Genomic DNA, 24,247 nt, shown 5'->3' on the forward strand with positions numbered 1-24,247 from the left:
CTTATTCACTATCTTTGCTGATGATCTCCTTTGGTGCTTTATATCTCTCAGGCATATTAAGTTTTATGCAGAGTTCATTTATTTCCTTCTTAAGCTCTATCATTCTGATTTCCCTGCCTACCATTATCTTATTGAATTTTTCAAGTTCATGAATCTTTTCCTTAAGCAGATTCTCGGTATTTATCCTCTCTGTAATATCCTGTCCCTGTGCAATTGCAGCTATAGGAGTCACCCTGTCTTTATCATAGATTGTTGCTGAATTCCAGATAACTGTCCGCACTGTGCCATCAACATTCTTTATAGGGATTTCAACAATCTCCCATCTTGAGCCCAGCGTTGTGTTTCTGATATTTACCATCGATTCATCCTTTGTTTCAGCAGGGAAAAGAATATCTATTTTCTTATTAATAACATCAGATGCTACTAATCCGGTCAGGCTCTCAAATGCATGGTTAAAACGTGTAATAGTAAGGTTTGTATCCCATACAATTATTGGTGCGTTAGCATAATTTATGAGGTTTTCAAGGTATTCGCTTGTCTCACGCAGTTCTTCCTCGATTATTTTTCTGTGGGTCATATCCCTTGCCAGTACTGCCACTCCGATTACTTCAGATTTATCATTTAATATGGGATTATGGGAAACCTCAAAGTATAATTTCGACAGACGATCTTCTCCTGAAAAAGCTTCCTCTGTGATCTGCTGCCCTTTCAGCGCCAGATCAATATTCTTTTTTGCCTTTTTTCTGTCATCCGGATTCGACATACAATCTAGCAGATTCTTACCAACCTCAATGTCAATATTATATATATGTTTCATTACAGCAGCATGAGTCTTGTTAAAGCTTGTATAGCAGTAATTTACATCCACTGAAAAAATAGGACTCGGAGAACTGTCATTCAGTCCTTTTAATGTAAAGAATTGCTGTCGTAACTTTTCCTCGGCATTTTTATAGTCTGTAATATCATGAAAGACAACTATCCCGGCTTTTACTTTGCCTGAATCGTTAAATATTGGAGCCGCATTAGCCAGGACAACTCTATCGTCATTAAAACCGCGTGAAATAATAAACTCTCTGCTATTTGCTTCACCATACAAAACAGCCCTTGCAAGAGGCACTTCTTCCGGCTTATATGGTGTACCATCATGATGTTTGATCTGCCAGCTTGAAACATATCTATTAATATCAATATCCTCCACAATCTCATCCTCTTCCTTTGCAGGAATCATAAGTCCTGCCTTATTTACATACCTGAGCTTACCATCAGGAGCATCTGCAATTGCAATACCTGACGGACTGCAATCCATGGCTGCCTGAAGCAAAGCCTGCGACTCCCTTAATAATCCGGAGCTTTCTTCCATGCTGAAAAGAAGCTTTTTATTGAACATAAGTGCCAGGCTGTAAGTGAGAAGAATAAAAAGCATCTGATAAAAAATAAGAACTAAAGATTCGAAACCATTTGTCTCAAAATAATCGTTCCCGGGATGCTCTGCCGTAAAAAAATTAATGATCCTGCCGGTATTGATCACACAATAAAACAAGAAAATAAATCCGATGCTTGACGTAAGCCTGCGCATCTCCCCTTTCAGTCTGAATGCTACAAGCCAGCAAACCTGTAATCCAACAATAAGAAATGCAGTTGCAAGGTTAAGATTACGCACAGGCAGATCGGGTTTCACAATACTGAACCAGAAATGAATAAAAATAAATACTGCCAGCAACATCCAGTTGAGAATATGTCTTCTTCTTATCCCAGCAAAATACTCAAGGCCAATCAGACCAAGAATATTGCCTGCAATAACAAGTGAATTTGATAAAACCATCGACATCCAGTCAGGTACTACACCCCTCATTGCAATAAGTGCAAGGGCTACAGTCTGAAATGTGAAATTGACAACCCAGTATATTGTTCCGAAGAAATGTTTTCTGTTCTGTATCCAGAGCATCACCATGACTATTGTAATAATCATGTCTGTTATCAGGAAACTGAAAATCAGAGTACGCATATCGGGTGAAATCATAAATGCACAGATTAATTTGTTTTGACGAAAGTTACTCTTGAAAATGCAAACCGGGTGTAGGATATGTTCTGATTATTCTGTAAGGGAATTACCTACAAAATGGGTCATTTGGCCTGTGGCCGTCTTTTACTTCGTGTCATTCGATTATCATTGATTGTCAAACCATTGAATGACTACTGAATGACTATTATATGACTATTTTTCTTCCGACAGTCCCTCCTTTATTGCATAACGGATAATATCGGAGGTGGTTTTAAGTTTTAGTTTTGAGAGGATTCTCTCCCTGTAAGTACTTATTGTTTTAGGGCTTAAGGACAACAGATTGGCAATATTACTCATTGTTTTGCCTGTTGCGAGAAGCGAGAGAACCTCCAGTTCCCTAACTGAAAGTTTTTCATGCAAAGGAGAATCTGAATCCTCAATCAGATTAGAAGTTATTTTTTCCGCCAGTGATGCAGAAATATATCTGCCTCCCTGCGAAGCTTTTATTACCGCTGAAATGAGTTCATCAGGTGCACTGGCCTTTGTCAGATAGCCTGCTGCTCCCATTTTCAAAGCACGAAGGGCATATTGTTCTTCAGGATAGATACTAAGTATTACAACTTTAAGTGCTGGTTTGAGTTTTTTAATATCAACAAGCAAATCCAGCCCGCTTCGTCCGGGTAAAGAAATATCAAGGAGAACCACATCAAAATCAGATAAATTCAGCTTCTCCAGAAGCTCCTTCCCGCTTCCTGCCTCCTCAATCTTTCCGAATCTCTCTTCCTTGTCATCTTCCAGGAGCTGTCGGATTCCTCGTCTGACGACAGGGTGATCATCGGTTATTAGAATTCTTATCATTTAAAATTGAATTAATAATTTGGATCAGTTTTAGCTTTTAAACATAATGGAATTCTAACCTGAATAATTGTTCCCTCCCCGGGTTTGCCTGAAATTATAAACTCTCCACCGACAAGTAATATCCGCTCTCTCATCCCTGCCAATCCAAAAGATTTTGGATTTTCTATTTTTTCAGCTTCAATTCCCTTACCATTATCTTCAACAGTAACTTCCAGAATTTCACCGCGTATGGTTAAAATGACATGAACCTTTGTTGCCTTGGAATGCCGGACCACATTCGTTAAAGCCTCCTGTACAACTCTGAAGATTATCAATGCTGACTGACTGTCAATCTCTATTTCTTTAGGCACAAATGAAGTTTTACATAAAATTCCTGATGTCCTGATGAACTCCTTTATCTGCCATTCAAGAGCAGGAATCAATCCCAGATCGTCGAGAATACTGGGACGTAATCCATACGAGATTTTCTGAATACTATCTATAGCTTCGTTCATGAGTAAGGTCATCTGCCGCAATTTATTCTCAACTGTGCGTGATTGAACACCAATTCTGGCTTTCAGCCATGCCAAATCCATATTAAGGGCTGTAAGTTTCTGTCCCAGATCATCATGCAGATTTAAAGCGATTTGTGATCTTTCGTTTTCAAGAACTTCATTCATATGCTGATTAAGTTTCTCAAGAGAGTCTTTTGACTTCCGAAGTTCTGCTTCAGCTATCTTATGACTGGTGATGTCAAAATGTTCTGCCTGCAAATAAAGTAATTTACCGGAAGCATCCTTTACTTGCTTTGCCGAGACTAATGCCCAGAATTTTTCTCCGTTTTTTTTGTTCAGCTCAAATTCAGTAGGTGGCATATACCCGTTTTTTTCAAGAAGGCTGAGAACTTTTTCTCTGTCGGCAGGATCAGAGTATAGCATCTTTATGTTCGTTGAGACATCCTTAAGCAATGATTGAATATCAGGATACCCATAAAGATCTGCATAAGCTTGATTTATTCTGAAAAAGCCTGATCCCGGCTTTGCCTGTGATATACCCATCATTGAGTTTTCAAACAAACTGCGGTATTCATCAACTGATAGTTTAAGTTTTTCCAAAGTTGTCTTCAAATCTGTTGCATCTCTCAGAATTGTAATCGTCCGGTCTCTTCCTTCTGAATCTTTAAAAACTGAAGAAGTAAAATCAACCGGGAAGATTGTTCCATCCTTTCTCCTATACCTTAATTCCCCTGAAATTTTTCCGGTCTTTTCTCTCTCCAAAAGCAATAAAGGTATCCTTTCATCACTTGGATCAAGTATACCGTCACGGCCAGCTTTAACGAATTCTTCAACACTATAACCAAACATTTTGCAGGCAGCAGGATTTGCTGATTGTATTCCACCATCAGTTGAAGTGATAAGAATAGCATCAATGCTGTTCTCAAAGATAGCTTTGTAAATATTCTCTGAATTATTTCGGTGCACCCCTCCCTGCTTACTTTCAGTCATTTTCAGAATATTATCAACATGTACTCCTGATTTCAACAATATACGAAATCCCTGAAATAAGATGATATTAATGTTGCATATTATTAATAGAAAACAATCCAATGACTATTGAATGACTTTAAGATGTTCTGCAAACATCCGGAGAAGATAATTGTTATACTTTTGTAAATCGCATTTAAAAACACAGTTAATGACTAAATCAAAAAGTGCAATGATGCCCGTAACAGGCTTATCGTGCAGCAATTGCGCTCTTACAATAGAAACAAACCTTCGAAAGGTAAACGGAATTGAAGTCGCATCAGTAGATTTTGCCGGGGAGAAACTCAATGTTGTTTTTGATACTGAGGTTCTCAGTGAAAAAGATATTATTGATTCTGTCAGGAAGATAGGTTATGGTGTTGCCGTAGGAAACCTTGAACTGCCGGTTACCGGTATGCAGGATAATACAGATGCCCTCTCCCTTGAGAAAATAGTCGGAAAACAAGACGGCGTGGTCTCATGTAAGGTAAGTTATGGTTCGGAGCTCATTCTGATTCAGTATATCCCGGGAATGATAACCGTTGCGCAAATTGCCGCAACAATACAGAAAGCAGGGTTTGGAATCATTCAGGCTGCTGAAAATGAAGAGCTTGAAGATATTGAGGCAAAGGTGCGTACATCAGAATTGAAAAGGCAGTTGCAACTTTTAATAGTCGGACTGATCTTTACTATTCCACTGATAGTATTCAGTATGTCGCATGACTTTGCGGATATAAGTTTCAAATACGATCATCTTGCCATGCTTGTCGCAGCAACTGTTGTCCAGTTTATTGTGGGCTGGCAGTTCTATAAGGGAGCATACAAAAGCCTCAGAATGGGCGGGGCCAATATGGATGTTCTCATTATGCTTGGCTCATCTGTAGCATACTTTTCGAGTCTGCTTGTTGTAACTGGTATCATTAGTAGTCCACATGTATATTTCGAAACAAGCGCTTCCATTATAACTCTCATAAGATTAGGCAAATATCTCGAGACCAGGGCTAAAGGAAAAACTTCCGAAGCATTAAAAGCGCTTATGGGTTTAAGTGCAAGAAAAGCAACTGTTTTAAGAGACGGAAACGAGGTTGAGCTCGGTATTGAACAGGTCATTGTCGGGGATACGATAGTTGTCCGTCCGGGTGAAAAAATTCCGGTTGATGGTATCATTTCAGAAGGCAGGTCAGCATTCGATGAGTCAATGATTACAGGTGAATCAATGCCTGTTATAAAAGGGCCGGGTGACGAGGTAATCGGGGCAACAATAAACAGGGAGGGCTTAATAAAATTTGAGGCCACAAAGATTGGCAAAAACACCACCCTCTCTCAGATAATCAATCTGGTACAGAATGCTCAGGCCAGTAAAGCACCTATCCAAAAGCTCACCGATGAGATTAGCAGATATTTTGTTCCAATAATTATAGGAATAGCAATCGTTACCTTCACCGGATGGATATTTCTGGCCGGTCAGAGCTGGACAATAGCCATGATGAATGCAATTGCTGTACTTGTTATAGCTTGCCCGTGTGCTATCGGTCTTGCTACTCCAACTGCCATAATGGTTGGATCATCAAAAGGAGCTGAAAATGGTATTCTCTTCAAAAACAGTGAAATACTTGAACGTGCCGGGAAAGTAAATGTTGTTGTTCTTGATAAAACAGGAACAATAACAAAGGGAGAACCGGAGGTTACCGACATTATTTCTCTCACACAGATTAATAAGGATGAGTTGTTATCTCTTGCTGCCAGTGCTGAAAAAGGCTCAGAACATCCTTTAGGCAGGGCTATTGTCAAAGCTGCTGAAGCGAAAGGACTGACACTTACAGATACAGATCAGTTCAAGGCAGTTGGCGGATTTGGAATCAGAGCCTTAACAGGAAACCAGTCGATAATAATAGGCAATCTGCGTATGATGCAAAATGAGGGCATCAATACTGAAGCAATTCAGGATGAAATCTTAAAATTACAGAGAGAAGGCAAAACAGTAATGATCATTTCCACGGCTGCAGCAAATACTACTGACAAGTTTATCCCCGCGGGGATATTGGCAATGGCCGACACTGTAAAGCCCGGTGCGAGGGAAGCGATAGCAGGATTGAAGCATATGGGAATGGAGATCCTGATGATCACAGGTGATAATCAGGCAACTGCTGATGCTATTGCAAAACAGGTAGGCATTGAACGTGTAATAGCTGAAGTACTTCCGGGCGGCAAGGCTGATGCGGTGAAAAAAATACAAGGAACAGAAACTTCAGGCAAATCTCCCCGTCTGCAGGTAGCAATGGTTGGCGATGGAATAAACGATGCTCCGGCGCTTGCCCAGGCTGATGTAGGGATCGCTATTGGTACCGGGACCGACATTGCAATAGCCGCTGCAGGTATTACACTCATCAGCGGAGATCTTTCAGGTATTGCAAAAGCTATATCATTATCAAGAGGGACTTCCCGGACAATAGTCCAGAACCTGATATGGGCATTCTTTTATAATGTCGCCCTGATACCAGTTGCCGCTTTCGGCTTACTTATTCCGATGTTTGCTGCAGGTGCAATGGCTTTCAGTTCAATTTTTGTTGTGACAAACAGCCTCCGGCTCAGGGCTTATAAAGTAGGTTAATTTCATCAATATCTTTTTATTGTTTTTCTGTGCATTTAAGTATAAATTTACGGATGCTGAAAACAAATAAAAGAAGATACCATGAAAAAACTATGCCTACTATTCAGTGTATTATTTACACTTATTATCCTGAGTACCAGCGACTCATTTTCCCAGGATTGGCCTCAGTGGCGCGGAATAAACCGTGACAGTAAAGTTATAGGATTCAAGGCTCCTTCTACCTGGCCGGCCACACTGAAACAGGAATGGAAAGTAACTGTGGGAACTGGTGATGCAACCCCGATACTTGTTGGAAAAAACATATACCTCAACACCCGGCAGGGCACTGATGAGGTGGTTATGTGTCTCGATGCCGCCACAGGTAAAGAGAACTGGAGATATCAGTATCCATCAATGGCCGTTACAGGTGCTGCAGGCTCACACCCCGGACCCAGAAGCACTCCTGCGTATGCCGATGGCAAAATTGTAACCTTTTGGTGCAGCAGCCATTCTTAATTGTCTTGATGCCAAAACAGGAAAACTTTTATGGAAAAGAGAAAATCCGACAAACGCAGTTCCACAGTTCTTTACAGGAATGTCGCCACTAATCGTTGACAACATTTGTATTGCCCATGTAGGAACAAAAGATAACGGGGAAGTTCTGGCTCTCGATCTGAAAACAGGTGCCGAAAAGTGGAAAATGTCAGGAGACGGACCGGCATATGCCTCTCCTTCAATTATGGTAGTGGATGGTAAAAAACATATTATTGTACAGACAGAAAAGAACCTTATGGCTCTAAGCCTGTCAGACGGAAAATCACTCTGGCTATATGCCACACCGGTACAGCAAAGATTTTACAACTGTGTCAGTCCGTATATCGATGGCCAGACAATTTATCTGACCGGTCAGGGAAACGGTATGAGAGCTCTGAAAGTTGAAAAGGCAGGAAATGAGTATGTTACAAAAGAAGTTTGGAGTAATCCTGAAGTTGGCGCAAAGTGGAACACACCTGTACTTGTAAATGGTTTCCTGTATGGTTTTACTGATCAGAAAAGAATTTATTGTCTGAATGCTTCAACCGGAGCAACTGCATGGATAGATAATGCGGTAAACAACGATTTTTCTACAATTGTCGATTGCGGAAATCTTATTATCGGTCTCACCAGTACAGACAACCTGATAGTTCTGAAGCCGGAATCTGCAGCATATACTGAAGTTGTTAAATATAAAGTATCTGAAACTCCGATTTATGCTTTCCCTGTAGTTGCAGGAAATACGATTTACATTAAGGATGCTGAAACTCTGACGTTATACACTCTCTAAGGCTCGGCGAAGTCTCCTGACTTCGCCGGATACATAATGTAGTCTTCAGACTACAAATTACTTGAAATAACAACTTTGATTGCTCGGCGAAGTCTCCTGACTTCGCCGAATATTTAATGTAGTCTTCAGACTACAAATTACTTGAAGCGAAGTCTGGAGACTTCGCTTAGCACTAGGAAAGAGACTTAATCTTCCTCCCTACGCTTTACGCTTTACGCTCTACGCTTGTCTTTATCCTTTTGTCTTTTATCTTCACCATTCCTTCTCCATCAGCAATATGTTTCTCAACTCGTTGGGAGAAATATTCTCTCTGATTTCGCCTTCTTCAACAACCGAGATATAACCAGTCTCTTCTGATATGACAATTATAAGAGCATCTGAATGTTCTGACATGCCTATTGCGGCTCTGTGCCGCATACCAAAGCGGGGATCGACGTCAACACGTTCAGTTGTTGGTAAAGGACACCGTGCAGCCAGTATTTTATGCCCTTCAATCAGAACGGCACCATCGTGCAGCGGGGTATTTTTAAAGAATATAGTCTCCAGTAGGTCTGCCCTTATCTGGGCCCTGATTATTTCACCGCCGTCGGAATAGAGGTCAAGACTGCTTTTCCTTCCGATCACGATCAGTGCACCTGTATTTTTTGATGCCATTTTTTCGCAAGCCCTTACAATTTCTTCTGCTTCTTTCGGACTACCATTGTCATTTCCTACTGCTGAGAAAAACCGGCTGACAGAAAACCTGCTGCCTGTAATATATCTGTTCCCGAGAACCAGAAGGAATCTTCTTACCTCCTGTTGAAATACAATTATAAGTGCAAGTACACCAACACCTATCACTTGTCCCAGGAGCGCACTTATCAGCTCCATATTCAGTGCCTTAACGATAATCCAGAATAAGTAAATGAAGAATATCGCAATAAATATTGTGAAAGCAGCAGTGCCTCTTATTATCCTGTAAATCTGAAAAAAGATTAAAGCAACCAGAAAAATATCTATAATATCAAGTACTGTAATATGAAAAGGCATAATTAGGGTTATTATAAAATTATATCATATAGAAACACGCTGGAAGACCGGAGACCGGAGACCGACTCTGCATTTACTTCAGTCTTCGGTCTTCGGACTTCTTCTAACAAGTTTCACCACCTGAACTGCTTCCTTAACATCATGAACTCTCAGTATATCAGCACCATTGGCTACAGCTAATGCATTGAGTGCTGTGGTACCATTCAATGCCTCTTCAGCTGAAATACCGAGTGTTTTCCAGATCATCGATTTACGCGAAACACCAACCATTACGGGTAGTCCTGCCACAGAAAATTCATTAAGCCGTCGCAGCATCTCAAAATTATGATCTGCTGTCTTGCCAAATCCAAATCCGGGATCAATGATAATATCCTTTACACCAAGTATCCTGAGTTTGTAGATCCTGTCGCCAAACCATCTGAGTATATCTGCCACCACATCATCGTATACAGGATTATCCTGCATAGTACGAGGATTACCCTGCATATGCATTATAACATAGGGAACATTGAGTTTTGCAACGATACCAAACATCTCTAAATCGGCTTCACCGCCTGAAATATCGTTTATAATGTGAGCTCCATTATCTTCCACAGCTCTGCAGGCTATACCCGATCGGAATGTATCAACCGAGATTATTGCTCCGGGAAATTCAGAGGATACCAGTTTCACTGCTTTCAGCACCCTCTTGCTCTCCTCCTCCTCAGTAACAATAGCCGCACCCGGCCGGGAAGAATAACCTCCAATATCAATAATATCTGCACCTTCTTCAAGCATTTCAGAAGCTTTCTTTAAAATCGCAGAGTCGGAATTATATCGGCTTCCCTTATAGAAAGAGTCAGGAGTTATATTCAGAATCCCCATCACTTTTGGAGTGTCAAGGTCAATCAGTTTTCCTCCGGAATTTATATATCGTGGTTTGTCCTGCAAAGTATTTAATTATTATCAGACGAATTTAGTGATTTTTATTAATTCATGCTGCTCCCCTTTTATCTTTGCCCTGCTGTTATTACATTTGTGATTCAGGAAAAAGTTGAAAGATGAAGCTTTTTGTTATAGAGGGAGTTGATGGTGCAGGGAAATCAACACAGATTAAAATGTTGCATAACTTTTTTGCAGAGAAAGGCTACAAATGCGAATATTTGCACTTTCCAAGAACAGACGACCCCTATTTCGGTGAGCTGATTGCAAGGTTTCTGAGAGGTGAATTTGGTACTCTTAATGAAGTAGATCCATATCTGGTGGCAATGCTTTATGCCGGCGACAGAAAAGATGCCTCAGAGATTATCCGAAACTGGCTTAAGGAAGGAAAAATAGTACTGCTCGACAGGTATACATATTCAAACATAGCATACCAGTGCGCAAAGATCAATGATGTTAAAGCTCAGGTGAAGCTAATGAAATGGATCCTTTCGCTGGAATTCAGCCACTTTGCCATTCCAAAACCAGATCTTAATATTTTTCTTGATGTTCCGTTCGAATTCACTGAGAGAAAACTGCTTAATGCAAGAACTGGTGATGACAGGAGTTACCTGAACGGCACACGCGACATTCATGAGGAGAGTCTGATATTTCAGAAAAACGTGAGGGATATTTATTTCAGGGTTGCACAGGATGACGACAGACTTGCATTAGTAGATTGCGGCACAAAAGACGGAAAGATGCTCTCTCCGCCCGAGATCTTCAATCTTATTGTTAAAATATTGAAATACAGAAACTTTGTCTAGGATGAGGATATTAAAAATAGTTGCCAGGATTATTGTTGGACTCACATTCATCTTCTCGGGTTTTGTTAAAGCAGTTGACCCGTTTGGATCAGCTTATAAATTCCATGATTATTTTCAGGCCTTTGACCTCGGATTCCTAAAATCACTAAGCCTGCCGCTGGCAATCCTGCTATGCACCGCCGAATTCATCGCAGGTTTTGCGGTGCTGTCAGGAATAAGACAGAAAACCGGTATCTGGGTTGTGATTTTGCTTATGGCTATTTTCACTCCGCTTACTTTCATTCTTGCACTAACAAACCCTGTCTCCGACTGTGGCTGTTTCGGCGATGCAATACATCTTACCAACTGGCAGACTTTCTGGAAAAATATTGTTATTGTTTCGTTTGCCATCGTCTTATTCGCCAACAGGAAACTGATGAAAAGTCTCTTTAAATCATCAGCTGAATGGGCAATCATCTCAGCAATTATTTTACTTTTTACCTTGTTTTCTTTCTATAACCTAAGATATCTTCCTGTTATCGACTTTTTACCATATAAAACCGGAGTAAAAATAGCCGATAAGATGATAATGCCTGAAGGAGTGGCGGCAGATGAGTATCATACAACTTTCATATATGAGAAGGACGGCATACAAAAAGAATTTGAGCTCAGCAATTATCCCGCAAACGACACAACATGGCACTTCATTGATCAGAAATCTGTACTGGTGAAAAAAGGATATCAGCCCCCCATTCATGATTTTGTAATTTCTTCGGCAACCGGTGATGACCTGACCCAGAAAATATTATCAGAAAAGGGATACTCAGTATTGATGGTAACAAAAAAACTGGCAGAAGCAGGAGAAGATCATTTGTCAGATGGATTTGAGTTCGGAAGATTCTGTATTGTAAACGGAATAGGATTTTACATACTTACTTCTTCAGGCTCTGATGAGGTAAAAAGCTATGAGAACGGATTACAATTCTGTTCAGCTGACGAGACAACTCTGAAGACAATGGTCAGATCTAATCCGGGCTATTTGCTGCTTAGAGATGGTACAATAATAGGTAAATGGTCATGGGCTAATCTCCCCTCGAACGAATGGTTTGAAAAATTAACAAGTGAAAGTAAATAATTTGATAACTTTAGGCACTCTAGGCACTCTAGGCACTTATATTTAACTTTATATATTATTTAAAATTTGACTTATATGAGAAAGAAGATTGTTGCAGGGAACTGGAAAATGAACATGAACCTTGCTGAAGGGTTGAAATTTGCAGGTACTATTGACAAGCATTTTAAAGAGAATCCTGCCGGTAAGGCACAGGTAATTTTATGCACACCATTTATTCATCTTGCAGGGGTGGCTGAAATTCTTAAGCATGGAAAGGTAGCTCTGGGAGCACAGAATTGTGCCGCAGAAGCATCAGGTGCCTATACCGGAGAAGTTTCAGCATATATGGTTAAGAGTACCGGTGCAGAATATGTTATTATCGGACATTCTGAAAGAAGATCATATTACCACGAGGATGATAAGCTGCTGAATAAGAAGACACTGCTGGCTATCAACGCCGGTTTGAAAGTAATATTCTGCTGCGGTGAGGTATTAAGCGAAAGGGAGTCGGAAAAACATTTTCTCATTGTTAGGAGACAACTTGAAGAGGGCCTTTTCACCCTTACAGAAGAACAGATGGATATGATAGTTATTGCTTACGAACCCGTCTGGGCTATTGGTACAGGACTAACAGCAACACCCGACCAGGCACAGGAGATGCACAAATATATTCGCGATCTCGTTAAAGAAAAATACAGCAACGAATGTGCAAAAAAAGTTCCGATACTGTATGGAGGAAGCTGCAAGCCATCAAATGCTGCTGAGATCTTTTCAAATCCTGATGTTGACGGTGGCCTTATCGGAGGCGCAGCACTCAAGAAGGAGGATTTTGCAGGTATAGTGGATGCATTGAAATATGCCCAAGTGGGGGGGGGGGGGAGGGGCGAAAACTGGGGAAAGATAAAAATTAATCTAATGATATCTGTATGTCAGGAAAGCAAATAGTACTGTCTATTTTACTTTTACTGGGCACCCCCTTCATCTTACTATCCCAGACCAGATCAGCATTTTCAGGCGATCCTGAAAAATTCAGGACTGAACTGACATCTTTTATGGGGCCTAACCTCAATCCCGAACAGCTTGCTAATCTGAACTCCTTCTTCACCAGATGGGATAGTGCTGCTTTCAGTAAGGAGAACATGGTTAAGATAATTGATATCTCCAGCCAGCTCTCCTCACGAAATATGAGAGCTGTTCCGCATTTCAACGATTTCATAACTACTCTTAATAATTTCGTTGAATTCAAAAGAGAGGACTCCTTCCTCGTAAACTGGCTGAAAGGATTAAGTGAAATTGCATTCAGCCCGAGGTATACCAATGATGTCATTGCAAGGTATTTTAAAAATACTGTTTCAATGATAAAAGGGAATGTTCTCTACGAATCAGGAAGTGTCAGATGGAAAGTCAAAAACAATACACTTAAGTTTCTGCACGATACTGTATTTTATATCGCGATAACAGACGCCACTCTAACCTGCTATTCTCAAAAGGACAGCACCGAAATATACAATGCCACAGGCGCATACTACCCTGAATTACAAATTTTTAAAGGAACCAAAGGGATTATAACATGGGAGAAGGCAGGGTATACAAGGGATGAAGTGTTTGCCAGTCTTACTGATTATACCATTAACACAACCAAAAACAGTTTCATAATCGATTCTGTAAAACTCTCGCACAAAACCTATTTTAAGGAACCGGTCTCAGGTTCACTTACCGATCAGGCGGTAAGCTTCAGCAATAAAGAGAGAGCCAATTACCCCAAGTTTGTTACATATATCAAATCTTTCCAGCTTAAAAATATTTATGAGGGGGTAAACTACGAGGGCGGACTCACTTTTGAAGGTGCAAACGTTAAAGGTACCGGCGAAAACTATCTTCCTGCAAGGATAACCTTATACAGAAACGATACTCTTTATCTGAAAATTTCATCAAAAGAATTTCTCTTCTCAAAGATAGGTTTAAACAGCCAGGAGACTTCGCTTTCCCTTTACCTTGACAAAGACTCTATCTACCATTCGAACCTTGGATTTTCATATTTTGCAGCAACCAGGCAGGTGAACCTGTTCCGTACCAACAATCCGATTTCGAGAAGCCCGTATTTTAATTCATTCCACAAGATCGATATGTATTTTGAATATATGTCGTGGAATATGAATGAATCTAAAATACTGCTCTCAAGGGCCAGAGGAGCATCACTCGGACAGGCTCAGTTTGAATCATCATCATTTTTTAATTCTGACTATTTCATTCGTCTTATGGGTCTCGACGACTACCATCCGCTCGACAGGCTGATGAAGTTTGCTGAGTGGTATTACCAGGAAACATTCCCGGTTGCTGAATTTGCCAAGTGGCTAAACAGGCCGCAGGAGTCAGTTACAGGTCTGTGCATAGATATGGCTAACAAAGGATTTGTATTCTATGACCGCACAAATAATGAGATTACTATAAAGCAGAAAACAAAGGACTTTCTTGCATCTTATTCAAAAAGAAAGGATTATGATATTCTTAATATCGAGAGTGAAACAAAAGCTCCAATGGATAATGCCTCACTTGATCTTAAGAATTTCAGGCTGACAATCAATGGAGTTAAAAACGTATTCCTCAGCGATTCCCAGAGAGTAGCTATTTTCCCTTACAATCAGCAACTGGTTCTGGGACGAAACCGGAACATACAGTTCGATGGTGTAGTTGCTGCCGGACTTTTTACAGTTTTCGGACATAATTTTACTTTCAGCTACGACACTTTCAAGATCCGTCTCCAAAAGATTGATTCAATAAGGATTGCCGTTGAAACTGAACAGAAAGACATGTATGGTAATCCGGTAATTAAAGATGTCGATAACCTGATACAACTCGGTACCGCAGAGTTGTACATTGATAATCCGGATAATAAATCAGGACTAAAGAGCCTCAAACAATATCCTATTATTAATGCTATAACCTATTCATATATCTTTTACGATAAGATCCCCGGACTGGAAGGTGTCTATCCGCAAAAAGATTTCTACTTCAAGGTTGATCCCTTTACATACGAAAATATCGATCATTACTCCAACGAGGACATGAACCTGTCGGGCGAGTTTGTAGGCGGGAATATTATAAAACCTATGAAGCAGTTCCTTACAATTCAGGCAAACAACTCGCTGGGATTTAATATGGTTATACCCGAAACCGGTATTGATGTCTATGGCGACAGGGGCATTCTGTACAATGAGCTTAGTATGAGCAACAAGGGGCTCATCGGAAGCGGAAAGTTAAAGCACCTTACCTCAATTACAATGGCTGAAGAATACAGGTTCTTTCCTGATTCGATGCTGACACAGGCTACTACTTTTGATATTCTCAAAGATGGTTCCGGTGTCTTTCCGGAACTGAACAGTAAGGATGTTTCTATTAAATGGATGACCAAAAAGGATGAATGGCTGGCGACAAATGCAACCGGCAAAAACTTTAATATGTTCGAGAACGGAACCACTCTTGATGGTACCCTTAATCTGACACCTGAAAAACTAAAAGGCTCAGGGGTAATAAACATGCCAAGTTCGATGGTCACTTCAAAGCTTTTCAGCTTTGCCTCTAACGCAATCAAAGCAGATACTGCTGATTATAATCTGAAATCACCAACAACCAGCGGTTATTCATTCATAGCGGAAAATGCTAATACAGATATAAACTTTGATCTGAAAATGACCAGATTCAGATTGAATACAGATTCATCAGTGGTGAAATTCCCTGAACTTCAATATATATGCACGATGACCGATTTTGCATATAACATGGATACACGGATACTTGATATGGAGCAGAAAGGGAAATCCAATACACCTCTGTTAACTCCAGAAAATCTACTCAAAGTTGATTTCAATAATCACGACAAACCAACCTTTTTTGCAACAAACAATCTGGCTGACACTGTCTCATTTGCCTCCTGGAAGGGAAGCTATCATCTTGATCAGGAATATATTGAGGCAGAAAACATAAACTACATACATATTGCCGACGCACTTATTCAGCCTGAAAAAGGTAAGGTTACAATAAACAGGCGTGCAAAGATCTCACAGATGCAGAATGCGATTATTGCCGTAAACAACAAGCATATATTACACGACGGTAAGATTGACATCGAATCTACAAAACGTTACACTGGTAGTGCAATTTACGATTACGTTGATGAAAACAAAGAGATCCAGCAGATAAACTTTCCTGAGCTTGCAGTAGATACAATGGTAACTACAGCACGAGGATACATACCGGCAAACCAGAAATTTATGCTCAATCCTGCCTTCTCCTTTACAGGCGATGTCAGACTTTATGCGAAAGACGACCTGCTGACTTTCACAGGTGCCACAGGTATAGTACATAACTGCAGCACAATTAAGAGCTTCAATATAAAATTCAAGTCGAAGATTGATCCTCTGAATGTTATGATCCCGGTAAGTGAAAAACCAAGGGATATAAATGATGAGCTGGTCTTCTCTGGCTCATATATCAATACCGATTCAATTCATATCTATCCTGCTTTCTTATCTGCCCAGAAATCATGGCAGGATGTAGCGCTGGTGAATTCCGGCGGATGGCTCTATTATGAAAAAGCAAAGGGAAGATATCTTATCACTTCCCTGGAGAAACTGGCAGATCAGACACTGCCGGGAAATATGCTGGCATTCGACAAAAATTTCTGTATAATGTCGGGTGAAGGGACTATTAATTTCGGCGGCAAGTTTGATCTTGTTAAGCTCGGAAGTGCCGGAAAGGTTATTCATACCATCGACTCAGGAAAAGTAGACATTGAATCAATACTTGCACTCGACTTCTATTTTTCACCTGAGGCACTAAAGGTAATGGCCGATGAGATAAGGATGATGCCAACATTAAAGCCTGTTAACTTAAACACCGACCTCAATAATAAAGGGATGAAAGATCTTCTCGGAGTTGCAGCTGCCACTCAGCTGAAAGAGGAGATGGACCTTTTTGGTACTTCAAGGAATTTACCTAAAGAGTATGTTTATGAGTTGTTGCTGAATGAAGTAAATCTCTTCTGGAATGAACCAACATCATCTTTCAGATCAAGGGGAAAAATCGGAATCGGGTTCGCCGGACCTCAACCGATAAATGTATACGTCGATGGTTATATTGAGATCCAGAGAAGGCGATCGGGAGATATGATTGATATCTACCTCAAGGCAGATGAATCGACCTGGTACTACTTCTCGTACTTCAGAGGTGTAATGATGGCTCAGGCAGGAAACAATAACTTCAACACTATAATAACCAGCACAAAACTCAACGACAGAAAGCACCCTGAATCTTCTGTGAGAGTGCCATATACATATATGATTGCTGTTGAAGACAGACTTGCCCGGTTCCTGCGGAGAATGGCCAGCAATAACGTTGAAGAAGAATCTGTTATCAGATAACAGCCTTTCCTCTCTCTCCCATCTCTATCAGTTCAAGATCGTGAATCTTTGCATCATCGATCTGAAATCTGATTGCAGTCATGAATTTATGAAAACCGTTATATCCCGCTGCACCCGGATTGATATAGAGAAATCCGCCCTTTGGATCGTGCATAACCTTTGCGATATGAGAGTGTCCGCAGATAAAAATATCCGGAGGATCTGCATAAACTGAACTTCTTACCCGTGGATCATAGTGGCCGGGAGTGCCTCCAATATGAGTTATCCACACTTTTACTCCTTCAACTTTAAACTTCAGGTTCTCTTTATAAACTTTTCTGACAACTGCATCATCTATATTGCCAAATACAGCCCTCAATGGTTTGAACTCAGCCAACCTGTCGGCCGTCTCAATATTTCCAATATCACCTGCATGCCAGATCTCATCGCATTCCTTAAAATGTTCAAAGAGACTGGGGTGTATCCACCCATGAGTATCAGAGAGCAGGCCAATTTTCATTAATTTGCTGTTTTACTTAAATATTCGTTTTACCACCATTTTCGCCCCCCTTGCCCCCCTAAAGGGGGGATAATTTCCTGAAAAAGATAGGGATAAGCCTATTTATCAGCATATTAGCCCCCCTTTAGGGGGGTTGGGGGGCTAACTTTAAAGAAACACTAAGAATTCATAAAGTAATGTAAGGTATTTCAAATTTCCTACTTTTGTATAAACTGATTGTTATGCAGATATTCTATGCTCCTGATATTTCAGGAGACAAATACACCCTTGATGAAAATGAATCAAAGCATATCATAAGGGTTTTAAGAATGAAAAAGGGAACTACTGTAAAGTTGATTGATGGAAAAGGCAATCTCTATGAAGGAGTTATTGATAATCCCAATCAAAAGCATTGCACAATAGCAATAACAGGAATTACCAGGGATTTCGAAAAACGGAATTACAAACTTCATATAGCTATTTCCCCGCTGAAAAACCCTGAAAGGTTTGAATGGTTCATTGAAAAAAGTGTTGAGATTGGAGTTGATGAGATAACCCCTGTAATCTGCAGAAATACTGAGAAACAGAGCATTAAGAAAGAACGGATAAATAATATTATCATCTCAGCAATGAAACAGTCGCTTAAAGCTACAAGTACAATATTGAACGAACCTGTTACATTCAATGAATTCCTTACCGCAAAAGCTGATGGCAAATTTTTGATTGCTCATTGTAATGAATCATTCACAAGACTCAAGATAACTGATGTATGCTCAAAGAATGATAATGCAATTATTCTTATTGGTCCTGAAGGCGATTTCAGTGAAGAAGAAATAATTAAAGCTTCAGATAAAGGATTTTCAAATATTCATCTTGGCCCGAGCCGTCTGAGAACAGAAACGGCAGGTGTTGCCGCCTGCCATTCCATATACTTTATAAATCAGTAATTCTAGAATTTATCTGTCCTGATTTCAAGTACCTCACCGAGTCTTTTCAGCGGTAACCTGTAAAGTTCCGAATACTTGCATTCTGAACATATTACTACTGTATACCTGTTGCTTTCAATATCAAATAATTTTGAAAGAATGTTTTTCGAAACCCACATAGTACTTGTTGTAAAACTCTTTGATCCACATTTCGGACAAACATATTTAACTGGTTTTATCATCTTCTTCAACTTTAGTGTTCTCTGACTTAATTTTTAATCTTCCTGCTTTTTTCAGCGCCTGATCAAGTATATATTCGATCTGACCATTTGTGCTGCGAAACTCATCGGCAGCCCATTTCTCCAGAGCCTTAAGTTTCTCCGGATCAATTCTTAATACAAATGGTTTTTTCTCACTCATAATCAGTTATGCAAAGTGCCTGTATTTACTATTGGAGTAGCATCTTTGTCTCCGCACAGTACCACCATAAGATTACTCACCATTGCAGCCTTTTTCTCCTCATCAAGATTAACAATATTCTTTGTTGAAAGTTGCTCAAGAGCCATCTCAACCATCGATACAGCACCTTCAACAATTTTAAATCTGGCAGCTACAACGGCAGTGGCCTGCTGCCTGCGAAGCATTGCGTTTGCAATTTCCTCAGCATATGCAATATAGTTGATCCTGGCTTCGATAACCTCAATACCGCAGATCTGAAGTCGTTCCCTGATCTCTTTTTCAAGTTCATTATTTACTTCTTCTCCTCCGCTCCTGAGAGCAATAACTGCATCATGGTCCTCAAAGTTATCGTAAGGATAAAGACCTGCTAGTTTTCTCAGGGCAGCGTCGCTCTGAACAAGCACAAAATGCTGAAAATCATCAACATCAAAAACAGCTTTGAATGTATCTGATACTCTCCATACAAGCACTAATCCAATCTTAATGGGGTTCCCGATTTTATCGTTCACCTTAATTGGCTCACCGTTAAAGTTACGGGCTCTGAGAGACAGATGTCTCGTGATAAAAAAAGGATTCACCCAGAAAAATCCATTTTCCCTTATAGTGCCCTTATAGGCACCAAAAAGAACCATAACACATGAACTGTTCGGATTAACAACCTTAAATCCCAAAATAGTAAAAACAAAAAGGATTGAGAGTGCAATACCAAGCCAGATTAAATTGAAAATAAATCCGGCAATAGCTCCGCCGAGAAACAATATTGCTGTCAGCAAAGCCAGATAACCTGAAATCGGTTTGATTGTAAATTCTTGTTTCATTTTTATATGATATTATTTTAATATCACAAAGATATTATTTTAATTTGGAATAAAACAAAAAAAACACAGGATTTTTTCCTGTGTTCTCTAAAAAAGTTTAAACTTTCTTCCTGATTTTCTGAATCAGGGACTTTGTCAAACGTTTTCCCGGAACCGATTTTATCTCTCCGAGAAGGGCAATCACATCATGAAACTCAGCACTTAAACCAAAAGCATCTTCAATAAGATCAATATCTTCCGTTCTGATGTCGTGACATGAAAGAAAAGGAGTAGAATTTAATCCCATAGGCTTCATGTTTTCTATTTATGTGAAAACGTGCCCTGATTACATAATATTGCAATTAGGATTAGATTATTTTCCCAACATTTTGCCCCCCTGCCCCCCTGAAGGGGGGTAAGTTGCTGCAAATATCTGTGATTCTTATCTCTATGTAAGTTTAGCCCCCCTTTAGGGGGGATGGGGGGCGTCTGCTTAATTCACTGTCAGACTAATCTTCTTCTCCTCCATCAGCTTTCTCATGTTGATGAGAGCATATCTCATCCTTCCGAGTGCTGTATTGATGCTTACATCAGTGATATCAGCAATTTCTTTAAAACTTAATCCTGCATAATGCCTCAGAATGACAACTTCGCGCTGATCATCGGGAAGCTGGGTTATCATTTTTCTGACATCAAGATGAATCTGCCGTTTTATCATATCATCCTCAACATTGTCCTCCGCGAACCTTTTCGAATTAAAAAGGTCCGATTCATAATTATCGTTTGAGATGGTATTCATCTGTTTAATCCTTCTGAAATGATCGATGATTAGATTATGCGCTATCCGCATAACCCATGAGAGGAATTTTCCGTTATCGGAGTATTTTCCTGCTTTTACAGACTGAATTACCTTAAGGAAGGTATCCTGGAAGATATCTTCAGCAAGAGCCTGATCGCGTATATAAAGACTTATATAAGCGAAAACTTTGTTCTTATGTCGGTGGATTAGCTGTTCAAAACATGACTGCTCACCTTTTATGAATCTGAGTATCAGATCATAATCGGAAATCGTTTTATTCATAACTCTCTCTTTAAATTAACTAGAGTAGAGATATTTCTATAGGCAGTCCTCCTTTGTTTTGAATTGATTCGTAATACAAAGAAAAGAATTTTTTTAATTTGAAAGTATTACTTTTGGGTTTTAACTGAACTTTAACACAAATCTAAAGGATTTAAGATGCAGGGGAGTATTGAAATAAAGGGGGCCAGGGTACATAATCTTAAAAATGTAAGTCTCAATATACCAAGAAATAAGCTTGTAGTAATTACAGGAGTGTCGGGTTCAGGTAAATCATCTCTTGCGTTTGATACAATCTATGCGGAAGGGCAAAGAAGATATGTAGAGAGCTTGTCAGCATATGCCCGTCAGTTCCTTGGAAGAATGAACAAGCCGGAAGTTGACTTCATAAACGGGATCCCTCCCGCTATAGCTATAGAACAGAAAGTAAATTCACGAAATCCCAGGTCAACAGTTGGAACCTCCACAGAGATTTATGACTACATGCGCCTGCTTTTTGCCAGGATCGGCCGCACATATTCTCCTGTCTCAGGGAAAGAGGTAAAAAAACACAGTGCTGACGATATCGTTGATTACCTGGCAGCACTCCCTGTAGGAACAAAGGTAATTATTACTTCATCTGGGGAAATACCGGCCAATATTGAAGCCTCAGAATACTTTTCTTTCCTGGCTAAACAGGGATTTAACAGGATCGAATCAGGAGGTGAACTAATAAAAACAGATGAAATTAAATCATTCAGGAATTACAAACCCGGCAGTCAGATAAACATTGTTGTCGACCGCCTGGTTATTAGTCACGAAGCAGATAATTTCAGCAGGGCAGCTGAATCGGCCCAGACTGCTTTTCAAACAGGAAAGGGGTATTGCCAGGTTGTCATTCTTGATGATAATGGAGTAAGAAGAGAAAGTTTTTCCAATATTTTTGAAGAAGACGGAATCCTTTTTGAAGAACCCTCTGAGTTTCTGTTCAGCTTTAATAATCCGATTGGTGCATGCCCTGTATGTGAAGGATATAGTAAGATCATAGGCATAGATGAGAATCTTGTTATTCCTAATCAGAACCTCTCGGTTTATGAAGATGCAATTGTATGCTGGAAAGGTGAAACAATGAAGAAATGGAAAGAGAGGCTGATTGCAAATGCTGAACAATTCGACTTTCCCATTCATAAACCGTATTATCAGCTCACCGATGAACAGAGAACTCTCTTATGGAAGGGGAACAAATATTTTTATGGTCTTAACCGTTTCTTTGAACATCTTGAAGAGAAAAAATTTAAGATTCAGTACAGGGTCCTTCTTAGCCGCTATCGCGGCAAAACAACCTGTCCGGAATGCAAAGGATCCAGACTTAAAAAAGAGGCAGGGTATGTCAAGGTAGCCGGGAAGACTATTCAGGATCTGGTTTCTGTTCCTGTCGGGAAACTGTACGATATAATTACAACACTTGAATTTGATGAGACAGATGCAAAAGTTGCAGACCGGCTTATCAAAGAGATCTCAGTAAGACTCAGGTTCCTTATCGATGTGGGACTCCCCTATCTAACACTCGACAGACTTTCAGCAACATTATCCGGAGGCGAGTCTCAGCGAATTAATCTTTCAACATCGCTGGGAAGCAACCTTGTGGGATCGATGTACATTCTCGATGAGCCAAGCATAGGACTCCATCCCCGCGATACTAACCTGCTTATTAAGGTACTCAAACAGCTGCGCGACTTTGGCAATTCGGTTATTGTTGTGGAACACGAAGAAGAGATAATCAGGGCTGCCGACCAGATTATTGATCTTGGACCGGAAGCAGGCAGGCTAGGCGGAGAGATAGTTTATCAGGGCGGACTAAATCTGACTACATCAAACAAATCTCTGACAGCAGGTTACCTCAGCGGAAGACTTACCGTACCTGTTCCAAAAGGGAGGAGGAAATGGAACAGTTACGTTGAGATAAAAGGAGCTCGCGAGAATAACCTGAAGAATATTGATGTTAAATTTCCCCTTCATACAATAACTGCAGTAACAGGTGTAAGCGGTTCAGGTAAATCGAGTCTGATCTCAGACATATTATATAAGGTACTCTCCTCGAAAATAAATGGAACAAATTTAAAACCTGGTCAGTTCAGTGATATTTCAGGCGATGTTGCCGGACTCACAGGTATTGAACTGGTAGATCAGAATCCCATTGGAAGATCGAGCAGGTCAAATCCGGTAACCTACCTGAAAGCTTATGATGAAATAAGAAAACTCTATTCCGAGCAACAGGCATCGGTGCAGAATAATTTTAAGGCATCACACTTCTCATTCAATATTGAAGGAGGAAGGTGTGAAGAGTGTCAGGGTGAAGGTATCATTAGAGTAGAGATGCAGTTTATGGCCGATGTTGAACTGACATGCGAAAACTGTAAAGGAATGAGATTCAGAAAAGACATCCTGGAGGTAAGGTACCATGGAAAGAATATTTATGATATGCTTGAGATGACAATTGACGATGCAATTGATTTTTTCAACTCACACCCCGGAAAAAGCGAAAAAAGAATCACCGATAAGCTCAAACCTCTTTCGGACGTAGGTTTGGGATATATAAAGATGGGACAATCGTCAAGCACTCTTTCAGGCGGCGAAAGTCAGAGGGTGAAGCTAGCCTACTTTCTAAGCCAGGAAAAGGGCAGCGGTCATATACTCTTTATCTTCGACGAACCAACAACAGGATTGCACTTTCATGATATAAACAAACTCCTGAAATCAATAAATGCACTGGTTGATCATGGTCATTCAGTGATACTTATTGAACATAATCAGGAGGTAATCAAGTGTTCAGACTGGGTAATTGACCTTGGACCAGAGGGTGGTGAAAAAGGTGGCTATCTTGTCTTTGAAGGGAAACCGGAAGATCTGGCTAAATGTAAGGAATCCTATACGGGTCGTTATCTGGCACCTAAATTGTGATTCATCGTATAAAACACGTAGAGA

The 24,247-nt window shown here is 40.2% G+C and carries 20 protein-coding genes; 9 read left to right on the top strand and 11 right to left on the bottom strand.

All coding sequences use genetic code 11. The features are described from left to right. Nucleotide 1 precedes the first annotated feature (1 nt). The 3 genes from IPJ16_13270 to IPJ16_13280 form a co-directional block, all read right to left on the bottom strand. The gene (locus IPJ16_13270) at nucleotides 2-2,020 is read right to left on the bottom strand and encodes a PAS domain S-box protein (protein ID MBK7628142.1); all 2,019 of its coding nucleotides are present in this window, start codon (nucleotides 2,018-2,020) and stop codon (nucleotides 2-4) included. 195 nt (nucleotides 2,021-2,215) lie between these two features. After that, on the bottom strand, nucleotides 2,216-2,860 hold the full coding sequence (locus IPJ16_13275; GenBank protein MBK7628143.1) for a response regulator transcription factor: 645 nt from the start codon (nucleotides 2,858-2,860) through the stop codon (nucleotides 2,216-2,218). Nucleotides 2,861-2,871: 11 nt separating this feature from the next. Next, nucleotides 2,872-4,344 carry a PAS domain S-box protein gene (locus IPJ16_13280; GenBank protein ID MBK7628144.1) on the bottom strand — a complete coding sequence of 491 codons (1,473 nt, stop codon included), beginning with the start codon at nucleotides 4,342-4,344 and terminating at the stop codon, nucleotides 2,872-2,874. A gap of 190 nt (nucleotides 4,345-4,534) precedes the next feature. On the opposite strand from IPJ16_13280, the gene IPJ16_13285 reads away from it, so the two are divergent. The 3 genes from IPJ16_13285 to IPJ16_13295 all read left to right on the top strand — a co-directional run bounded on the left by IPJ16_13285 (nucleotide 4,535) and on the right by IPJ16_13295 (nucleotide 8,276). Continuing rightward, nucleotides 4,535-6,973 carry a copper-translocating P-type ATPase gene (locus IPJ16_13285; protein MBK7628145.1) on the top strand — a complete coding sequence of 813 codons (2,439 nt, stop codon included), beginning with the start codon at nucleotides 4,535-4,537 and terminating at the stop codon, nucleotides 6,971-6,973. A gap of 81 nt (nucleotides 6,974-7,054) precedes the next feature. Then, nucleotides 7,055-7,468 (top strand): hypothetical protein, encoded by a 414-nt coding sequence (locus IPJ16_13290; protein ID MBK7628146.1) that lies wholly within the window; start codon nucleotides 7,055-7,057, stop codon nucleotides 7,466-7,468. Further along, nucleotides 7,461-8,276, top strand: coding sequence for a PQQ-like beta-propeller repeat protein (locus tag IPJ16_13295; protein MBK7628147.1), 816 nt, complete (start codon nucleotides 7,461-7,463; stop codon nucleotides 8,274-8,276). The genes IPJ16_13290 and IPJ16_13295 overlap by 8 nt, the downstream gene beginning before the upstream one ends. Before the next feature lie 252 nt (nucleotides 8,277-8,528). On the opposite strand, the gene IPJ16_13300 is transcribed toward IPJ16_13295, so the two are convergent. Both IPJ16_13300 and folP read right to left on the bottom strand, forming a co-directional pair. Further along, nucleotides 8,529-9,305 (bottom strand): TIGR00159 family protein, encoded by a 777-nt coding sequence (locus IPJ16_13300; protein ID MBK7628148.1) that lies wholly within the window; start codon nucleotides 9,303-9,305, stop codon nucleotides 8,529-8,531. 78 nt (nucleotides 9,306-9,383) lie between these two features. Then, on the bottom strand, nucleotides 9,384-10,235 hold the full coding sequence (folP, locus tag IPJ16_13305; protein ID MBK7628149.1) for a dihydropteroate synthase: 852 nt from the start codon (nucleotides 10,233-10,235) through the stop codon (nucleotides 9,384-9,386). 110 nt (nucleotides 10,236-10,345) lie between these two features. Here folP and tmk point away from each other — a divergent pair, with 110 nt between their 5' ends. The 4 genes from tmk (at nucleotide 10,346) to IPJ16_13325 (ending at nucleotide 17,545) form a co-directional block, all read left to right on the top strand. Next, nucleotides 10,346-11,032, top strand: a complete 687-nt coding sequence (tmk, locus tag IPJ16_13310; GenBank protein MBK7628150.1) for a dTMP kinase — start codon at nucleotides 10,346-10,348, stop codon at nucleotides 11,030-11,032. Between the two features lies 1 nt (nucleotide 11,033). Further along, entirely contained in the window at nucleotides 11,034-12,146 is a 1,113-nt protein-coding gene (locus IPJ16_13315) for a DoxX family protein (protein MBK7628151.1), read from the top strand. 75 nt (nucleotides 12,147-12,221) lie between these two features. Then, nucleotides 12,222-13,070 (top strand): triose-phosphate isomerase, encoded by an 849-nt coding sequence (locus IPJ16_13320; GenBank protein MBK7628152.1) that lies wholly within the window; start codon nucleotides 12,222-12,224, stop codon nucleotides 13,068-13,070. Beyond that, nucleotides 13,052-17,545, top strand: a complete 4,494-nt coding sequence (locus IPJ16_13325) for a hypothetical protein (protein MBK7628153.1) — start codon at nucleotides 13,052-13,054, stop codon at nucleotides 17,543-17,545. Before IPJ16_13320 ends, IPJ16_13325 begins: the two co-directional genes overlap by 19 nt. On the opposite strand, the gene IPJ16_13330 is transcribed toward IPJ16_13325, so the two are convergent. Next, a complete protein-coding gene (locus IPJ16_13330) occupies nucleotides 17,538-18,044 on the bottom strand; it encodes a metallophosphoesterase family protein (protein ID MBK7628154.1) in 507 nt (168 codons plus the stop codon). The two genes, IPJ16_13325 and IPJ16_13330, sit on opposite strands and share 8 nt — an antisense overlap. 221 nt (nucleotides 18,045-18,265) lie before the next feature. On the opposite strand from IPJ16_13330, the gene IPJ16_13335 reads away from it, so the two are divergent. Then, a complete protein-coding gene (locus tag IPJ16_13335) occupies nucleotides 18,266-18,970 on the top strand; it encodes a 16S rRNA (uracil(1498)-N(3))-methyltransferase (GenBank protein ID MBK7628155.1) in 705 nt (234 codons plus the stop codon). Nucleotides 18,971-18,972: 2 nt separating this feature from the next. Here IPJ16_13335 and IPJ16_13340 read toward each other — a convergent pair whose 3' ends face one another. The 5 genes from IPJ16_13340 to IPJ16_13360 all read right to left on the bottom strand — a co-directional run bounded on the left by IPJ16_13340 (nucleotide 18,973) and on the right by IPJ16_13360 (nucleotide 21,286). Beyond that, entirely contained in the window at nucleotides 18,973-19,191 is a 219-nt protein-coding gene (locus IPJ16_13340; GenBank protein MBK7628156.1) for a hypothetical protein, read from the bottom strand. Next, nucleotides 19,175-19,369, bottom strand: coding sequence for an Arc family DNA-binding protein (locus IPJ16_13345; protein MBK7628157.1), 195 nt, complete (start codon nucleotides 19,367-19,369; stop codon nucleotides 19,175-19,177). The genes IPJ16_13340 and IPJ16_13345 overlap by 17 nt, the downstream gene beginning before the upstream one ends. A gap of 2 nt (nucleotides 19,370-19,371) precedes the next feature. After that, entirely contained in the window at nucleotides 19,372-20,226 is an 855-nt protein-coding gene (locus IPJ16_13350; GenBank protein ID MBK7628158.1) for an SPFH domain-containing protein, read from the bottom strand. A gap of 97 nt (nucleotides 20,227-20,323) precedes the next feature. Beyond that, nucleotides 20,324-20,512: a hypothetical protein gene (locus IPJ16_13355; GenBank protein ID MBK7628159.1), complete on the bottom strand. Its 189-nt coding sequence runs from the start codon at nucleotides 20,510-20,512 to the stop codon at nucleotides 20,324-20,326. 186 nt (nucleotides 20,513-20,698) lie between these two features. Then, a complete protein-coding gene (locus IPJ16_13360; protein ID MBK7628160.1) occupies nucleotides 20,699-21,286 on the bottom strand; it encodes a sigma-70 family RNA polymerase sigma factor in 588 nt (195 codons plus the stop codon). A gap of 156 nt (nucleotides 21,287-21,442) precedes the next feature. On the opposite strand from IPJ16_13360, the gene uvrA reads away from it, so the two are divergent. Next, the gene (gene uvrA / locus IPJ16_13365) at nucleotides 21,443-24,223 is read left to right on the top strand and encodes an excinuclease ABC subunit UvrA (protein ID MBK7628161.1); all 2,781 of its coding nucleotides are present in this window, start codon (nucleotides 21,443-21,445) and stop codon (nucleotides 24,221-24,223) included. Nucleotides 24,224-24,247 lie beyond the last annotated feature (24 nt).

It is taken from the genome of Bacteroidales bacterium (genome assembly GCA_016709865.1).
Taxonomy (GTDB): Bacteria; Bacteroidota; Bacteroidia; order Bacteroidales; family VadinHA17; genus LD21.